The sequence below is a fragment of the Cupriavidus necator genome (assembly GCF_016127575.1).
GTDB classification, from domain to species: domain Bacteria; phylum Pseudomonadota; class Gammaproteobacteria; order Burkholderiales; family Burkholderiaceae; genus Cupriavidus; species Cupriavidus necator_D.
Window position 1 is genome coordinate 513,313 of record NZ_CP066019.1, and the last position, 14,644, is coordinate 527,956.

13 protein-coding genes are annotated in these 14,644 nt (G+C 66.9%); 7 read left to right on the forward strand and 6 right to left on the reverse strand.

Translation table 11 applies throughout. The annotated features are described in order from the left end of the window. Positions 1 to 10: 10 nt before the first annotated feature. Positions 11 to 751, reverse strand: a complete 741-nt coding sequence (locus I6H87_RS21355) for a DUF3348 domain-containing protein (protein WP_011616655.1) — start codon at positions 749 to 751, stop codon at positions 11 to 13. Between the two features lie 116 nt (positions 752 to 867). On the opposite strand from I6H87_RS21355, the gene I6H87_RS21360 reads away from it, so the two are divergent. The 4 genes from I6H87_RS21360 (at position 868) to I6H87_RS21375 (ending at position 5,762) form a co-directional block, all read left to right on the forward strand. After that, positions 868 to 1,476: a glutathione S-transferase family protein gene (locus tag I6H87_RS21360; protein ID WP_011616656.1), complete on the forward strand. Its 609-nt coding sequence runs from the start codon at positions 868 to 870 to the stop codon at positions 1,474 to 1,476. Between the two features lie 248 nt (positions 1,477 to 1,724). After that, positions 1,725 to 2,414, forward strand: coding sequence for a response regulator transcription factor (locus tag I6H87_RS21365; RefSeq protein WP_011616657.1), 690 nt, complete (start codon positions 1,725 to 1,727; stop codon positions 2,412 to 2,414). Then, complete coding sequence (locus tag I6H87_RS21370) at positions 2,411 to 4,207, forward strand: ATP-binding response regulator (RefSeq protein ID WP_011616658.1); 1,797 nt, start codon at positions 2,411 to 2,413, stop codon at positions 4,205 to 4,207. Before I6H87_RS21365 ends, I6H87_RS21370 begins: the two co-directional genes overlap by 4 nt. A gap of 178 nt (positions 4,208 to 4,385) precedes the next feature. Next, positions 4,386 to 5,762, forward strand: coding sequence for a DUF1214 domain-containing protein (locus I6H87_RS21375; protein WP_011616659.1), 1,377 nt, complete (start codon positions 4,386 to 4,388; stop codon positions 5,760 to 5,762). Positions 5,763 to 5,802: 40 nt separating this feature from the next. On the opposite strand, the gene I6H87_RS21380 is transcribed toward I6H87_RS21375, so the two are convergent. Next, a complete protein-coding gene (locus I6H87_RS21380; RefSeq protein ID WP_010810436.1) occupies positions 5,803 to 6,168 on the reverse strand; it encodes a glyoxalase superfamily protein in 366 nt (121 codons plus the stop codon). A 154-nt stretch (positions 6,169 to 6,322) separates the two neighbouring features. Between I6H87_RS21380 and I6H87_RS21385 the strand changes: the two genes are divergently transcribed. Continuing rightward, entirely contained in the window at positions 6,323 to 7,294 is a 972-nt protein-coding gene (locus I6H87_RS21385) for an aliphatic sulfonate ABC transporter substrate-binding protein (protein ID WP_011616660.1), read from the forward strand. A 31-nt stretch (positions 7,295 to 7,325) separates the two neighbouring features. On the opposite strand, the gene I6H87_RS21390 is transcribed toward I6H87_RS21385, so the two are convergent. Then, a complete protein-coding gene (locus I6H87_RS21390) occupies positions 7,326 to 8,261 on the reverse strand; it encodes a LysR family transcriptional regulator (protein WP_011616661.1) in 936 nt (311 codons plus the stop codon). A 66-nt stretch (positions 8,262 to 8,327) separates the two neighbouring features. Further along, positions 8,328 to 9,794, reverse strand: a complete 1,467-nt coding sequence (locus I6H87_RS21395) for an amidase (protein ID WP_231881490.1) — start codon at positions 9,792 to 9,794, stop codon at positions 8,328 to 8,330. A gap of 192 nt (positions 9,795 to 9,986) precedes the next feature. On the opposite strand from I6H87_RS21395, the gene I6H87_RS21400 reads away from it, so the two are divergent. Further along, a complete protein-coding gene (locus I6H87_RS21400) occupies positions 9,987 to 10,895 on the forward strand; it encodes a LysR substrate-binding domain-containing protein (protein ID WP_136227853.1) in 909 nt (302 codons plus the stop codon). Between the two features lie 13 nt (positions 10,896 to 10,908). Here I6H87_RS21400 and I6H87_RS21405 read toward each other — a convergent pair whose 3' ends face one another. Then, positions 10,909 to 12,378: an N-acyl-D-amino-acid deacylase family protein gene (locus I6H87_RS21405; protein WP_041687988.1), complete on the reverse strand. Its 1,470-nt coding sequence runs from the start codon at positions 12,376 to 12,378 to the stop codon at positions 10,909 to 10,911. A gap of 11 nt (positions 12,379 to 12,389) precedes the next feature. Next, on the reverse strand, positions 12,390 to 13,364 hold the full coding sequence (locus I6H87_RS21410) for a Bug family tripartite tricarboxylate transporter substrate binding protein (RefSeq protein ID WP_010810430.1): 975 nt from the start codon (positions 13,362 to 13,364) through the stop codon (positions 12,390 to 12,392). A gap of 327 nt (positions 13,365 to 13,691) precedes the next feature. On the opposite strand from I6H87_RS21410, the gene I6H87_RS21415 reads away from it, so the two are divergent. Next, a complete protein-coding gene (locus I6H87_RS21415) occupies positions 13,692 to 14,618 on the forward strand; it encodes an MBL fold metallo-hydrolase (protein WP_011616664.1) in 927 nt (308 codons plus the stop codon). Positions 14,619 to 14,644 lie beyond the last annotated feature (26 nt).

Here is a 14,644-nt window from a genome sequence, read left to right on the forward strand (position 1 = left end):
GATGTTCTGGTTAGCTGTCCTGCAGCGCCGCCAGCAAGCCTTCAAGGGGCTGCCAGCGGATGTCGAGTTCGGCGAGCAATACGCTCTGCATATCCTTGCGGAATACCCCCAGCCATGCACCGGGCCTGGCCGTTGCGGGCTGTCCCGCGGCCTGGGCTTCGGCCAGCGCCGCGGCTTCGGCCTGGCGCAGGCGCTGGAAGTGCGGCTCCAGCATCGTCGGCACGGCGCCCAGCAGGCTCTGTTCGCGCGCGCCCAGCACGCGCTCCATCACGGCATCGACCATGGCCAGCTTGGCCATGCCGGGTGCGTGGCCGGACAACGCGCCGCGCAGGCGCCCGCGCAGGTCGCCGATCGCGGTCTCCATGGTCTGTTGCAGCGTGAGGTAGCGCTGGCGATAGACCGCGTAGTCGACCTGCGCGTCCACGGGGTCGGGCAGCGCGGACGGCCGGCCCGGCCCGCGCCGCTTGCCGGCAAGCGTGGTGTCTTCCACGATGGCACCGGCCAGCGCGGCGCGCACGCGCGCGCATTCGCGTGCCTCAGTGCTGTCGGCAGCACGTGCGGCAGGCGGCGTTGCCGGCGCATTGGCCTTCAGCGCCGATGACAGCGCGATCGCGTCCGCCCAGCCAAGCCATTGGCTCAGCTGGCTCGAGAGCGAGCTTGCAGGAGGAGGGGCATCGGCGTCAGTCAGGCGAGCCAGCAGGCGGACGAGCGTCGGGCCGCTGAAACCTGTGCGCCGGGGCACTTGTAACATTGCGCCGGATTCGAAAAATCCAGCAGTTTACACGCCCGGGCGGTGGCGTGGCCGGCTGGCGTGGTGGATGATTGGCGGGAATCCGTCCCGGACCCATCCCACCACGGAGTGAAACCATGAGACTGGTTGGCATGCTTGATTCCCCTTATGTCCGCCGCACGGCGATCTCGCTGCGCCTGCTCGGGTTGCCGTTCACGCATGAGTCGGTGTCCGTCTTCCGTGAATTCGAGCGCTTCCATGCCATCAACCCGGTGGTCAAGGCGCCTTCGCTGGTCTGCGACAACGGGGTCGTACTGATGGACTCGACGCTTATCATCGACTATGCCGAGTCACTGGCGGGCCGCAGCCTGATGCCGGCGCAAACCGCGTCACGGCAGGCCGCGCTGCGCATCGTCGGGCTGGCGCTGGCGGCGAGCGAGAAGGTGGTGCAGAACTTCTATGAGCACAGCCAGCGGCCGGCGGGCAAGCTGCACCAGCCGTGGCTGGACCGTGTCGATGCCCAGCGCGAGAGCGCCTTTGCACTGCTGGAGGCGGAACTCGCCACGCGTCCGGTCCCGGCTGGCGAGGCGGAAACCGGCCAGGCCGAGCTGACCGCCGCGGTCACCTGGACCTTTTCGCAGTTCATGATGCCGGGCGCGGTCGATCCGGCGCGGCATCCGGCGCTGGTTGCGCTGACCGCGGCGCTTGAGCGGCTACCCGCATTCGAGGCATTGCCCTGCGCATAGTTGGCCGCTGGCGCGCCTACCGCGGTAGGGTGCCAATCGCAGGCATTCCGATGCAACATCAGCCCCCTGTGGAACGCGCTGCACCGGCTTCCTCTGCGATACGCGCAGCCTATTCGGCCTGTAAGCGCCAGGCGCCGGGGCTTGCCCCGGCGCCGGCGTGCCCATGTGCAGTCAAGGTAATACAATCCACCTGACCAGGCGACGAGACCAATCGACAAGACCATACGCGCGAACCGGGGTGGGAACTCATGACAAGAAGTCAAGGCGCCGCAGAGAACAACAACGACGCCAGCATCGACGCCAGCGCGTGCCGCAACTATGCCATCGTGGTGGATGACCACCCGTTGATGGCGCGCGGCATTGCCGGCTACCTTGCGGCGCATTGCGGGTTTGACGCTGCCCTGCATGCAGCCGATGCGCGGGAATGCGCGGCGCTGACGGAACGGGAGGGCTGCCCGGCGCTGCTGGTGGTGGATTTCTGGCTGCCGGACGGCACCGCGGTCGGGTTGCTGCGCGAAGCCGCGGCGCGCCTGCCCGCCTGCAAGCTGCTGGTGATGAGCGCCGACGACGATGCGCGCGTTTGCATCAAGGCACGCGAGGCCGGCGCGCACGGCTTTATCCTGAAGAACGAGCCTCCGGAGGTGTTCGCCACTGCGGTGGCGTCGCTGCGCCAGGGCCGGCGCTGGTTCCAGCAGGCGGGGCCGCCGTCGGCGCGGCGCGAGTTGCCGCTGGAGCCCAGCGAACTGGGCCTGACGGCGCGCCAGGCCGAGGTGCTTGGCATGATGCTGCGCGGCCTGCCGAACAAGCGCATCGCCATGACCCTGTCGGTGTCGGAGCAGACCGTCAAGGAGCATGTCACCGCGATCCTCGGCAAGCTCGGCGTGCGCAACCGGATCGAGGCTATCGCCCTGCTGCACGGACGCAGGCTGGAGTCATGAAGAAGGCCCTCGCCCGGCTGCTGGGCTTGTCGCGCCCGGATGCGGATGCCGGCATCAGCCCGCGCGCGCGTGCGCGGTTGCTGGACATGACGTTCGGGCGCCTGGTGTTCAGCGTCAATGCGATTCCGTTCGTGGGGATGCCTTTCGTCATCTGGCTGTATGTCCAGAAGCTGGACGGCGGCGCGCTGCTGGCCTGGACACTGGGGTATGGCGCCGCGGCGGTGTGGATGCAATTGCGCTTCCGGCGCTACAAGCAAGAGCGGGAAGACGATGACGCCCTGGTCCGGCGCTGGCTGCCGTTTGTGCAGCGCGTGGCGCTGGTGCACGGCTTCTGCCTGTCGCTGGCCGCGGTCCTGACGGCCAGCCTGGGGGGCTTTGACTTCAAGCTGCTGCTGTATATCAGCATCGCCGCCATCGTGGCGGCCAATGCCACGCACCAGACGCCGATCCTCGGTGTATTCCAGCGCTTCTTCGTTGCCTGCTGGACTTTGCAGATCGTCAACACCCCGCGCAGCTTCCCTGAGCACTGGCCGTTCGTGCTGCCGCTGGCGCTGCTGTATGCGCTGGCCATCTACCGGCACGCGCTGATCGCCAACCAGTTCTTCCGGCAGCAGGTACGGATGGAGGATGACGGCATCCGCCTGGCCGAGCGCTACCGGCTGGCCAAGGAAGAGGCCGAGAAAGCCCTGCAGGCCAAGAACCTGTTTCTCACCACCGCCAGCCACGACCTGCGCCAGCCCGTGCATGCCATGGGCTTCCTGATCGAAGCCATTGCGCGGCGCAACCGCGACCCGGCCCTGATCCCGCCGCTGGACGACCTGCGGCGCAGCGTGCGCTCGGTGCACCTGATGTTCAACTCACTGCTCGATCTGTCCCGGATCGAAGGCGGCATTGCCAGCCCGCGCAATACCGCCGTGGCATTTGCGCCCTTGGTCGAAGAGGTGGCGTCGCTGTTCCGGGAAGAGGCGCGCAGCCGCGGCCTGGACCTGCGCGTGCGCCTGCCCGCAGGCGCCGCCGCGGTGCTGGCCAATCCCGCACTGCTGCGCCAGTCTCTGGTCAACCTGGTGCACAACGCGCTGCGCTATACCAAGCGCGGCGGGGTGCTGGTGTCCGCGCGGCGGCGCGGCAGCCACTGGCTGCTGGAGGTCTGGGACACCGGCGTGGGAATCGCGATCGAAGAGAAGGGGCGGGTCTACTCGCCGTTCTATCGCAACGAACATGCGTGGCGCATCGACAGCGCGGGCCATGGGCTGGGCCTTGCCGTGGTGGCGCGCTGCGCCACCCTGATGGGCGCCACCTACGGCCTGGACTCGGTGGAGCGCCGCGGCTCCAGGTTCTGGCTGCGCTTTCCCGAAGCGAAGCCGCTGGCGCCGGCGGCGATCGAGCCGGTCTACGAACCCGAAGGCCTGTCGGCGTCCACCCTGCTGCAGGGCGTCTGCCTGGTCGTCGAGGACGACCCGCTGGTGACCGCCGCGTGGACCAGCCTGATGGAGGCCTGGGGCGTGCAGGCGGCGTGCGCGGCGTCGGGGCAGGAAGCCCTGGCACTGGTCGATGCCGGCCTGCAGCCCCAGGCGATCCTGTGCGACCAGCGCCTGCGCTCCGGCGAGAGCGGCTTCGAGGTGCTCAAGGCGCTGTTCGAACGCTGCCCGGACGCAAGCGGCGCCATGGTCAGCGGCGAGTTCGATTCCGAGGCGCTCCAGCAGGCCGAGCGTGAAGGCTATCTGGTCCTGCACAAGCCACTGGAGCCGTCGCAGCTGCATGCCTTGTTGTTCCAATGGCTTTGTGCTGCCTGACAGCATAGATCGGTGGTTCTGCTTGCGGCGGTGGCCCCACTCAGGCATCTCCGGGGCGAAAGAAGTGTCCGGATCGACTTTATTCAGATCACCTGAAGAATTTATTTAGTTCACTTTTTTCCACCTCTCAGCGACAGTCTAGCGACCGCAAATCGCGATACTGGAAAGAGAGGGCCCCATGTCTATCTCAAACCGCGCCGTCGGTGCCTCGGTGCTGGCCGTTTCCATGTTCGCGGGCCTGGCCGGATGCAGTAACCCGCCGGCTGCGGCGTTGGCTGCCGCGTCGGCTGTCTCGTCGGGCTCCGCGCCGGCCGCGGTGTCGGAACAGGACATCAACGATGCCTACATCTACCTGCTGGGCCGGCTGCTTGTCCTGCGCCAGCAGCAAATCGACTTCCGGAAAGAAGGTTTCCAGTGGAACCGGATCATTCATCGCGACGTCGGCGGTGTGTCGTGGGCCAACCCCAATCTGGATGTCGCCTACAGCGAGGCCTGGATTGCGGTCGACGAAAAGACCTGCACGGTCTTCAGCGTGCCGGCCATCAAGGGGCGCTACTACACCATTCAGTTCCTGAACGGCTGGGGCGAAACCGTCGCCAATATCAACGAACGCAACTATCCGGACCATCCAGGCGGCGAATTCGCGATGTGCCTGAAGGGTGCCACTGCGGCACTTTCGCCCAATGCCAGGCGCATCGACCTGCCGGGCAAGACCTCGCGGGTGCTGGCCCGGGTGGAAATCGGCGCAGACAAGAAGCAGGCCATTGCCCTGCAGCATCGGATCACGACACGGATCACTGGCACGGCGACGATTGCCCCGGTACCTGCCACGCCCGCCTTCAGCAATGACAAGCTCCCCGGCGTTGAAGCCTTTGACTCGGCAGCCGTTGCGCTTCGCTCCGAGCCGGACATCAATCCGGGCATGGAGCCCATCCAGGCCAAGGTGCGCGCGGTGAGTGCCGCGGTGGCCAGCAGCCTCGCCGAACGCGCGCGGGTGGACAAGGTCATCCGCGAGAAGACGCTGCCGGCGTTCTTACAGTCGTTCTCCACCGCAGGTACCATCAGGAACGGCTGGAACCGGCCCGCTACCATCGGCAAGTACGGCAGCGACTTCCAGACCCGCACCCGCATCAACCTGGGCGGGATCTGGGCCAACAGCACGGATGAGGTCGTCTATTTCAAGACGGATGCAGACGGGACCGGCACCAAGCTCGACGGCGGCAATACCTACACCATCACCTTCCCGAAGGACGAGCTGCCCGCGCGCCACGTCAAATACTTCTGGTCGGTGATTGCGGTGGATGCCAAAAACTTCCGCGTGATCCCGAATGCGAAGAACCGGTTCCTGATCAACAAGCAGTCCAGGCTGAGCTATGGCGAGGACGGTTCGCTGACGCTGTACTTCGCGCCTGCCAGGCCGAAGGACGCGCCTGACGGCAACTGGCTGCCCACGCCCAAGGGAAAGAATTACCACCTGACGTTCCGGCTCTATGGGGCGGACCAGCCGGTCCTGTCCGGGGAGTGGTTCCCGGCGCCGCTGGTCAAGCGCAACTGAGCGGGCCAGTCTTGGCAGGAAGGCGCCTGCCAGTGCTGGCCTAATCCTCCGCCACCTCGCAAAACCGCAGCCGGTTCCCGAACGGATCGGCCACCTGCAGCATCCGCCCCCAGCCCACATCCTCCACACCGGGCCTCGCGTACGGATAGTCCTTGGCAGACAGCTCCTGCTGCAGCGCATCGACATCCTCCACCGTCACGAACACCGTCGATCCGGGCGTGGCGTCGCCATAATGCTCGCTCAGGTGCAGCGTCAGGCCGCTGCGCCTGACCTGCGCGTACAGCGGAAATCCCTCTTCATACCGATGCTCCCAGTCGAGCGAGAAGCCGAGGAAGTCGAGGTAGAACTCCTTGGCCTTGTCGACCGAGAAGATCCGGAGGATGGGGATGCCGGCAGACAGGTTCATGGTTTTCGTTCGGTAGTTGCGCAGGAATGGCAGATGATAGCGCCGGCCCGCGGTGATCCGCGCGCGCGGCGCATAAGCATCCGCGACAATCTTCGTTGGCTTTGTGCGGGCCCGTGACTAAGCTGGCGCTCCAATGAAATCCCGGAACACCGCTATGAACCCGACCCACGACTCACGCCGCCGCCTGCTTCTGACGGCAGCGGGCGCCGCAGCTGCCGCCAGTGTGCTGCCAGGCGTCAGCTGGGGGCAAGGACAGACCGCGCTGCGCATCGGCTACCAGAAGTCCTCCACGCTGATGATCCTGCTGAAGTCGCGGCAGACGCTGGAGAAGGCGCTGGCGCCCAAGGGGGTGACGGTGCAGTGGTACGAATTCACCTCGGGCTTGCCGCTGCTTGAAGCGCTGAACCTCGGCAATATCGACCTGAGCGCCGACGTGGCCGATGCGGTGCCGCCGTTTGCGCTGGCCGCGGGTGCCGCGCTGACCTACTACGCCAGCGAGACGCCTTCGCCGCAGGCACAGGCCATTGTCGTGCGTGGCGACTCGCCGATCCGCGAGGTGGCGCAGCTCAAGGGGCAGCGGGTGGCATTTGCCAAGGGCGCAGGCGCGCACTACCTGGTGCTGGAAGCGCTGGCGCGCGCGGGTCTGTCGATCCGCGATATCGAACCGGCATACCTGAGCCCGGCCGACGCCCGCGCGGCGTTCGAGCGCGGCAGCGTGGCGGCATGGGTGATCTGGGACCCGTTCCTGGCCGCGGTGCAGCGCCAGGCCAATGCGCGCTTGCTGCGCGATGGCGAGGGGCTGGCCAGCTATCGGCGCTTCTACCTGGCGGCGACGCCGTTCGCGCGCGCGCATGCCGAGGTGCTTGAGGTGGTGTTCGATGCGTTGGGCGACGCGGGTGACTGGGTCAAGCGCAATCCGGCCGAGGCAGCGCGCTGGCATGCGCCACTGATCGGCCTGGATGCGGCCACCGTGGAAGCCGCGAACGCACGGCGCAGCTATGCGGTGCGCACGGTCGACGCCGCCGCGCTGGCCGAGCAGCAGCGCATCGCCGATGCCTTCACCGCGCAGCAGATCCTGCCGCGCAAGGTAGCGATTTCTTCTTCGCCAGTCTGGCGCAAGGCCTGACCGGGTCCGAGCATCGCCCGTCAGGGAAGCGTCATATGCCAGCGGGCACGCCATCCTGTGCAAGCCCGGCGAACGTATTTGCCAGCCACATCAGGCCCGCATCATTGTCCCTTGCCGCGGACCAGACTGCGGTCACCGTGAAGTCAGGCATCGGCACGGGGCAGGGAAGCTGGCGCAGGCCTTCGGTGGCGCACCATTGGTCCGCCAGCACCGCCGGCACCGTTGCCAGTGCAGCGGTTCCCTTCAGGATGGCCGGTACGCTGGCGAAGCGCGCACTGCTGTAGCGCACGTCCCGCGCCTGGCCCTGGGTGGCCAGCCACGTATCGGCGGTGCTGTCGAAAGCGCCGCGATATGACACCAGCACATGCGGAAACCGCAGATAGTCTTGCAGCGACAGGATCTGGCAGGCATCCAGCGGCGCGGCCCCATAGACGCAGCGAAAGCCCATGGTCTGCCAGGCGCGCTCGCGCCGCCATGCCGCGCCCTTGGCGAATGGCCCGATACCGAGGTCCATCTCATTGCGCTCGAGCATCTCGGTGCCACGGAACGGGTCCGTCGGCACGATGGCCAGTCGCACGCCCGGCGCGCAGGTGCTGAGGCTCGGCAGAATGCGCGGCGCGAGCCATAGCTCCACCCAGTCCGGCATCCCGACCACGAAAGTCCGGTCCGACGTAAGCGGGTCGAAGTCGCGCCGCTGCAGCAGGGCGGCCTCGATCTCGCCGAGGGCCGGCAGCAGGCGCCGCTCGAGTTCCAGTGCGCGCTCGGTCGGCTCCATGCCGTGAGCGGTGCGTACCAGCAACGGGTCGTCGAACATCTCCCGCAGCCGTGCCAGTGCACCGCTGACGGCTGGCTGTCCCAGGTGCAGGCGCGCCGCGGCGCGCGAGACGCTGCGCTCGCGCAGCAGCACGGTCAGCGTTACCATCAGGTTCAGGTCGACGCCGCGAAAATGGCCTTCCTTAATGCTCATCTGCTACCCTCCCCCGCAGATAGGGCATTGGAACATCGCGTGCAATCCGCGGCAAGCCGGCCGTCGTCATGCCAGGGCCGGCGTGCTGACGGGTGGGCGGCGGTGCCCGGTCGCGCGCTCGAAGGCCGACGCAATGGCCAGCAGCACGGCATCGCTGCGTGGACGTCCAAGCCACGACACCCCGGCTGGGATGTCAGCCGACGTGAATCCCATGGGTACGCTGACCTCCGGAAAGCCGCTGGCGCTTGCCATATGCATTGCCGCCAGCGGCTGCTGCGCCCGGCAATGGTAAGTGGCGTCCGCCATGTCAAAGCGCGGCGAGGCCGGGCAGGCCAGCGTGGGAAATACCAGGGCCTCCAGGCCACGCCCGCGCAGGATGTCGTCGAGCATGGCGCCGAAGCGGCGTGCCGCTGCAACATTGGCTTGGGGCAGCGTGTCTCGCATCTCGAACGCATGCCGCAGCGCGGCAAGCGTAAGCGGGTTCATTTGGTGCGCATCCGTGGAGAGGTCCGTGGTGGTGATGTGCGCCAGCAGTGCGGCCGTGCTGGCCGGAGCACCGCCCGGCAACTGTCCCAGGTAGGCATCGAGCCCACGCACCCATTCCGCTTGTACGATAGCGTCCAGCAGGTCGGCGTAGAGCGTGAGCGCCAATGCCGGCAGACGCACGGGTATCGTCACGGCGCCCGCCGCCCGCATCGCCTCCGTTGCGGTTGCAAAGAGCGCGTCGACCTCGTCGCTGCCTCCGGCGAAGTCGGTCACGATGCCCAGCCTGCGGCCAGCCAGCGACGCCGGCTGTGCGATAACGCCTGAGCCCGGCACCAGTGCATCCAGGACCATGGCCGCATCGTCGGCGTTACGGGCCAAGGGCCCGACGATATCGAACGATGTGGCCAGCGGCAGTACGCCGGCCGACTCCACCAGGTCATGCGTAGGCCGGATACCGGCCAGCGCATGCACGCATGCCGGACCGCGCACGGAGCCGAACGAATCGGTCCCCAGCCCGAACGCCGCGAAATTGGCCGCCACTGCCGCACCGGTGCCGCTGCTGGAACCGCTGGCGTTGCGGGATAAGCGATAGGGGTTCAACGTCAGGCCGTTGGCAGAGCTGTACCCGAAGCGCCCGTTAGAGGCGGCCAGTTCCGACATGTTGGTCTTGGCCAGTACGATGGCACCGGCCGCGCGCAGGCGCGCCACGCAGGCCGCGTCGGCGCGCGGGTAGGCCTGCCGCAGTGCCGCGCAGCCGGCAGTGGTCGGCATGCCGACAGTATCGATATTGTCCTTGACCACCATCGGTATGCCGTGCAGAGGCCCGCGCGGGCCGTGCGTGCGCAGTTCGTCGTCCAGGACTCGCGCCTCGTGCATGGCAGCGGGATTGATGCAACTGATCGCATTGATGCGCGGCCCGTCCTTGTCGAAGGCGGCGATACGCGCGAGGTAGTAGTCCACCAGACCCGCTGCGCTGATCCGGCCGGCGTGCATGGCGGCGGCGAGTTCCCCGATGGAGGCCTCGAGAAGGTCGAAACGATCAGGCACAAGGCGAGGGGCGGCAGCAGGCATCGGAGTCATCGGCAATCAGGCGGCATGACGCCAGTATTGGTGCAGCCGTGCCGGCAGGCAATGGAAGTTTTGTCCATGCTTCTTTCCTTCAGGGAATGAATGGATGACAATGCCAGCACGCGAACGGCCCCTCAAACCGAAGTCGGCTTCCCGTCACGCCCTACCGCCATGAAAAGTACAAACGGCCGCCACCTGCCTGCGCTGGCGAACCTGATCGCATTCGAGACCACGGCCCGCACGGGCAGCGTCACCGGGGCGGCCGAGGAACTCTGCCTGACGCAGAGCGCGGTCAGCAAGCAGATCACCGAGCTGGAATCGTTCCTCGGCGCGCGCATGCTGAACCGGCGCAAAGGCGCGGTGGCGGCGACACCCGCGGGCGAGGATTACCTCAGGAACGTGCGCAAGGCGCTGGCGCTGCTGGAGGAAGCGACCATGGAGGTGCAGTCCGGCCGCGCCGCGGGCGGGCGGCTGAACCTGTCGGTGCCGGTTTCGCTGGGCAATATCTGGCTGTTGCCGCGCATTCTCAGGTTCGTCAAGGCGCAGCCGCAGATCCAGCTAAACGTCACGACCAAGGTGGGGCCGGTCGACCTGGAAAGCACCGGGCTCGATGCGGCGATCATGTATTGCGCGGGGCCGCCGCCACGCCATTTCAGCCTGAAGGTCATGCCGCTGGTGCTCTATCCGATGTGCGCGCCTGAGTTGCTGCCTGGCGGCGGAACGCTGGCCAAGGCCGTGAAGCGCTTGCCGCTGCTGCACCAGATCGCCGCGCTGGAGGCCTGGCCCGCCTATCTCCGGCAGGCCGGGATCAAGCTGCCGCATCCCGACGACGGCTCACGCTATGGTCTGCTGACCATGGGTCTGCAGGCCGCCGTCAGCGGCATGGGCGTGGCCCTGCTGCCCGATTATGTGGCGGGTGAAGACATCAAGGCCGGCCGGCTGCTGCGCCTGTCCGACGAGCCCTATGTCTCACCCAAGGCCTACTACTTCATCTGTCCGGAGGACAAGCGCGACAACCCGGCGATGCAGACCTTCATCGCGTGGCTGCTTGAGCAAAGCGCCGATGCAAGCGGGCGCTAGGTGAAGCGCGTCCTCAGCCGGCCTGGTCCGCCTTCACCAGGGTGGAAGTGACGAAGCGCCCGGGACGGGTGCTGGCCGGCAGGCCGTCGCGCAGGGTGGCCTCACCGGCGACGAACACATGCCGCACGCCCACTGACGGCTGCTGCGGGTCGTCGAAGGTGGCGCGGTCCTGGATCGTTGCCGGATCGAAGACGGTGATGTCGGCGACATGGCCCGGCCTGAGTTCTCCACGCCGCTCCAGTCCAAAGCGCTGCGCCGGCAGTCCGGTCATCTTGTGGACCGCGCGTTCCAGCGGGAACAGGCCCAGGTCGCGCGAGTACAGCCCCAGCACGCGCGGGAACGTGCCCCACAGCCGCGGGTGTGGGGTTTCGTCGGAGGGAATGCCGTCTGAGCCGACCATCGTGTCCGGATAGGTCAGGATGTCGCGGACGTCCGTCTCGTCCATGATGAAGTAAACCGCGCCGCCTGGTACCAGCTGCCTTGCAACCTCATGGCGCGTCTGCCCCCACTCCTGCGCCAGGTCCTCCAGGTAGCGCCCCGCGGCCTCAGGGTGCGGGGCCGACCACGTGATCAGGATGCGGTCGCACTGATGCACCCGTTCGGGCCGCAGCATGGTCGATGACGCCGCATACGGATAGCAGTCCAGGCACAGCGGCATGGTTTCGGCCAGGTTGCGCACCTGGGCCAGGGTATGGCGGCTGCGGCCATGGTTCTGCTTGCCTACCAGCTTGTGGTGCGAGATGACGGTCGATACGCCCAGCGCCTTGCCAATGCGCGCGGTCTCGTCGATCGACTCGCTGATGTTGTCGCTCTCATCGCGCATATGCGACACCAGCACACCGCCGAGCCGCTTCATCGGCTCGCACATGCGCACGATTTCATCCTCGGGTGCCGCGGCCGAAGGCGGATAGAAGGTGCCGGTGGACACTCCGATCGCGCCTTGGCGCAGGGCGTTCTCCACATCCTGGCGCATGCTCTCGATCTCGGCATCGCTGGCGGGCAGGCCGAGCTGTCCCATGCGCCTGGCGCGCAGCGTGGACTGCCCCACCAGCACCGCGACATTCACAGCCGCCGGCCGCACCGCAAACGCTTCCCGGTAGGCGCGCACAGAATCGAAGCGGTAGCCGCCACGCATGATGTCGAGCGGAGCCGGCGGAATGCTGTCGGTGACCAGCGGGAACAGGCTGATGCCGCAGTTGCCCGCGATGATGGTGGTCACGCCCTGCGTGACCTTCGGCAGCATGTCGGGGGACTGGAACACCATCCAGTCGTCGTGCGTGTGCGTGTCGATGAACCCAGGCGCTACGATCAGGCCGGTGGCATCGACTTCGGTATCTGCCCGCGCTGCCGCGAGGTTGCCGATGGCGACGATCTCGCCATCCGCCACGCCGACGTCGGCCGTGCGGCGCGGCGCGCCGGTGCCGTCGATGACGTCGCCATTGCGGATGATCAGTTTGAAGTGCAGGTCTTGGTGCGTTTGCATGGTGTTCTCTCTCAATCGACCCTGGCGCCGCTCTTGCGCACCAGCTCGCCGAACTTGACGGTCTCGCTCGCGATCAGCGCCTGGAAGTCGCGCGCGGTGCCGCCCAGCGGATCGAATGAGAGCTTGTCCAGTTGGGCACGGAATGCCGGGTCATTGATGATCGCGTTGATTTCCCGGTTGATCCGCTCAATCACCTCGGTGGGAGTGCCCGGCGCGGCAACCAGGCCCGCCCATGCCGTCAGTTCATAGCCCTTGAGGCCGGCCTCCGCCATGGTGGGCAAATCCGGGAAGTGCGGCGAGCGCTTGCTTGAGGTCACCGCCAGCGCGCGTACGCGGTTGGACGTCACGTACGGTCCGATCGAAGGCACATTGTCGAACATCAACTGCACGTTGTTGCCGACCAGGTCCTGCAGCGCCGGCGTGCTGCCCTTGTAGGGCACGTGTGTGATGCTGAGATTGGCCATGACCTTGAACAGCTCGCCGCCCAGGTGGCTGGTGGTGCCGTTGCCCGCCGAGCCCATGGAGAGCTTGCCCGGATTGGCGCGGGAGTATGCCACCAGTTCCCCGGTGGACTTGACCGGTAGCGACGGATTGACGGCGAGGATGTTGAAGGTCGTGACCAGGCCGACGATGGGCACCAGCTTGTCCGGATCGTAGGGGAGCTTGCTGTAAAGGAAGCGATTGGTCGACAGCGTGGCATTGTTGCCGTAGCCGATCGTATAGCCGTCCGACGGTGCGGCCAGCAGCGCCTGCATGCCGATATTTCCGCCCGCGCCCGGCCGGTTCTCGACGATTACGGCCTGGCCGAGGCGCCTGGACAGCGCATCGCCGAACAGGCGCGCGACGATGTCCGGCGCGCCGCCCGGCGCGGTCGGCACGATCAGGCGCACCGGCTTCTCCGGCCACGCCGCTTGCACGGCCGCCGGTGCCCATGGCAGCGCGCCGAAGATCCCCGCGGCCAGGACTTGAACTGCTGACTTCCTCATGCTGACTCCCTCGTCGTCGTGGTGTAACTGTGGACGAGTATCGGCGACGGCCCCGTGCGGGCCTAGTGAAGTTTTTTGATGCGATAGTTTCCGTGGCGGAATGAATGACGCGGGCGCCACAGGGCTCGCGCGGCCTCCGCTGCGGTATCGCCTGTAGCGATACCGGCAATCATTCCAATCGATTTGTGCGATGCCGTCGCGGCCGCCAGAATCCTGCACAACACGCGGGCATCCCTTTCGCTCGCGGTCATTTTCCAGGCAAACACAATGAACACACCTCATTCCCCGGCTAAGCCCCCCCTGTGGCACTGCGCACTTCTGGTCGGTATGCTGCTCTGGTCAGTGGTAGCCATCCCGGCACATGCCGGCGCACCCCAGGTCGGCGCGCAGGCGCCCGGCTACTACCGCATGAAGCTCGGCAAGTTCGAGATCACGGCGCTGTCGGACGGCACTGTCAACGTGCCGATCAGCAAGCTGCTCAAGCATGCGTTGCATGAGCACATTGCGTCGGTGCAGGCGCGCAACTACCAGTCCACTCAGCCCGAGACCTCTGTCAATGCGTTCCTGGTCAACACCGGCCAGCACCTGGTGCTGGTCGATGCGGGCGCGGGCAGCCTGTTTGGCCCGGGCGTGGGCGGCAAGCTGCCGGACAACATCCGTGCGGCCGGCTACCAGCCGGAGCAGATCGATGCGGTGCTGCTGACCCACATCCACGTGGATCACTCCGGCGGGCTTGCCGTCGATGGCAAGGCCATATTCCCGAATGCCGTGGTCTACGTCGACCGCCGCGACGCTGAGTTCTGGCTGAATCCGGCCAACGCCGCCAGGGCGGCATCGGGCCAGCGGCACAACTTCGCGCAGGCGGAGGCAGTGTTCGCACCCTATCTGAAAGCCGACAAGGTCCGCAGCTTCGACGACGAGCATGAGCTGTTTCCCGGCATCCGTCCGCTGCGCATGCCGGGCCATACGCCGGGCCACACGTTCTATGAGATCAGTAGCGAAGGACAGCGGCTGCAACTGTGGGGCGACACCATCCATGCGCAGCACCTGCAGTTCCCCGAGCCCGGCGTAGCCATCGATTTCGACGTGGATTCCACGGCCGCGGTGAAGATGCGCAAGCGCGCCATGGCGGATGCAGCGGCCAAGGGCTATTGGGTGGGCGCGGCGCATATCTCCTTCCCGGGTATCGGCCACGTGCGGCGCGAGGGCAAGGGGTTCGCGTGGGTGCCGGCCGAATACAGCATGGGGCGGTGAGGCTGTCAATGCGATGGCTGTACCTG

What these genes read in the sequence shown, in the direction of transcription:
- I6H87_RS21405 (WP_041687988.1), bottom strand. Translation starts at nt 12,378, where the DNA reads ATGCAAACGCACCAAGACCTGCACTTCAAACTGATCATCCGCAATGGC.
- I6H87_RS21370 (WP_011616658.1), top strand. Translation starts at nt 2,411, where the DNA reads ATGAAGAAGGCCCTCGCCCGGCTGCTGGGCTTGTCGCGCCCGGATGCG.
- I6H87_RS21390 (WP_011616661.1), bottom strand. Translation starts at nt 8,261, where the DNA reads ATGAGCATTAAGGAAGGCCATTTTCGCGGCGTCGACCTGAACCTGATG.
- I6H87_RS21375 (WP_011616659.1), top strand. Translation starts at nt 4,386, where the DNA reads ATGTCTATCTCAAACCGCGCCGTCGGTGCCTCGGTGCTGGCCGTTTCC.
- I6H87_RS21380 (WP_010810436.1), bottom strand. Translation starts at nt 6,168, where the DNA reads ATGAACCTGTCTGCCGGCATCCCCATCCTCCGGATCTTCTCGGTCGAC.
- I6H87_RS21410 (WP_010810430.1), bottom strand. Translation starts at nt 13,364, where the DNA reads ATGAGGAAGTCAGCAGTTCAAGTCCTGGCCGCGGGGATCTTCGGCGCG.
- I6H87_RS21400 (WP_136227853.1), top strand. Translation starts at nt 9,987, where the DNA reads ATGAAAAGTACAAACGGCCGCCACCTGCCTGCGCTGGCGAACCTGATC.
- I6H87_RS21365 (WP_011616657.1), top strand. Translation starts at nt 1,725, where the DNA reads ATGACAAGAAGTCAAGGCGCCGCAGAGAACAACAACGACGCCAGCATC.
- I6H87_RS21355 (WP_011616655.1), bottom strand. Translation starts at nt 751, where the DNA reads ATGTTACAAGTGCCCCGGCGCACAGGTTTCAGCGGCCCGACGCTCGTC.
- I6H87_RS21415 (WP_011616664.1), top strand. Translation starts at nt 13,692, where the DNA reads ATGCTGCTCTGGTCAGTGGTAGCCATCCCGGCACATGCCGGCGCACCC.
- I6H87_RS21385 (WP_011616660.1), top strand. Translation starts at nt 6,323, where the DNA reads ATGAACCCGACCCACGACTCACGCCGCCGCCTGCTTCTGACGGCAGCG.
- I6H87_RS21360 (WP_011616656.1), top strand. Translation starts at nt 868, where the DNA reads ATGAGACTGGTTGGCATGCTTGATTCCCCTTATGTCCGCCGCACGGCG.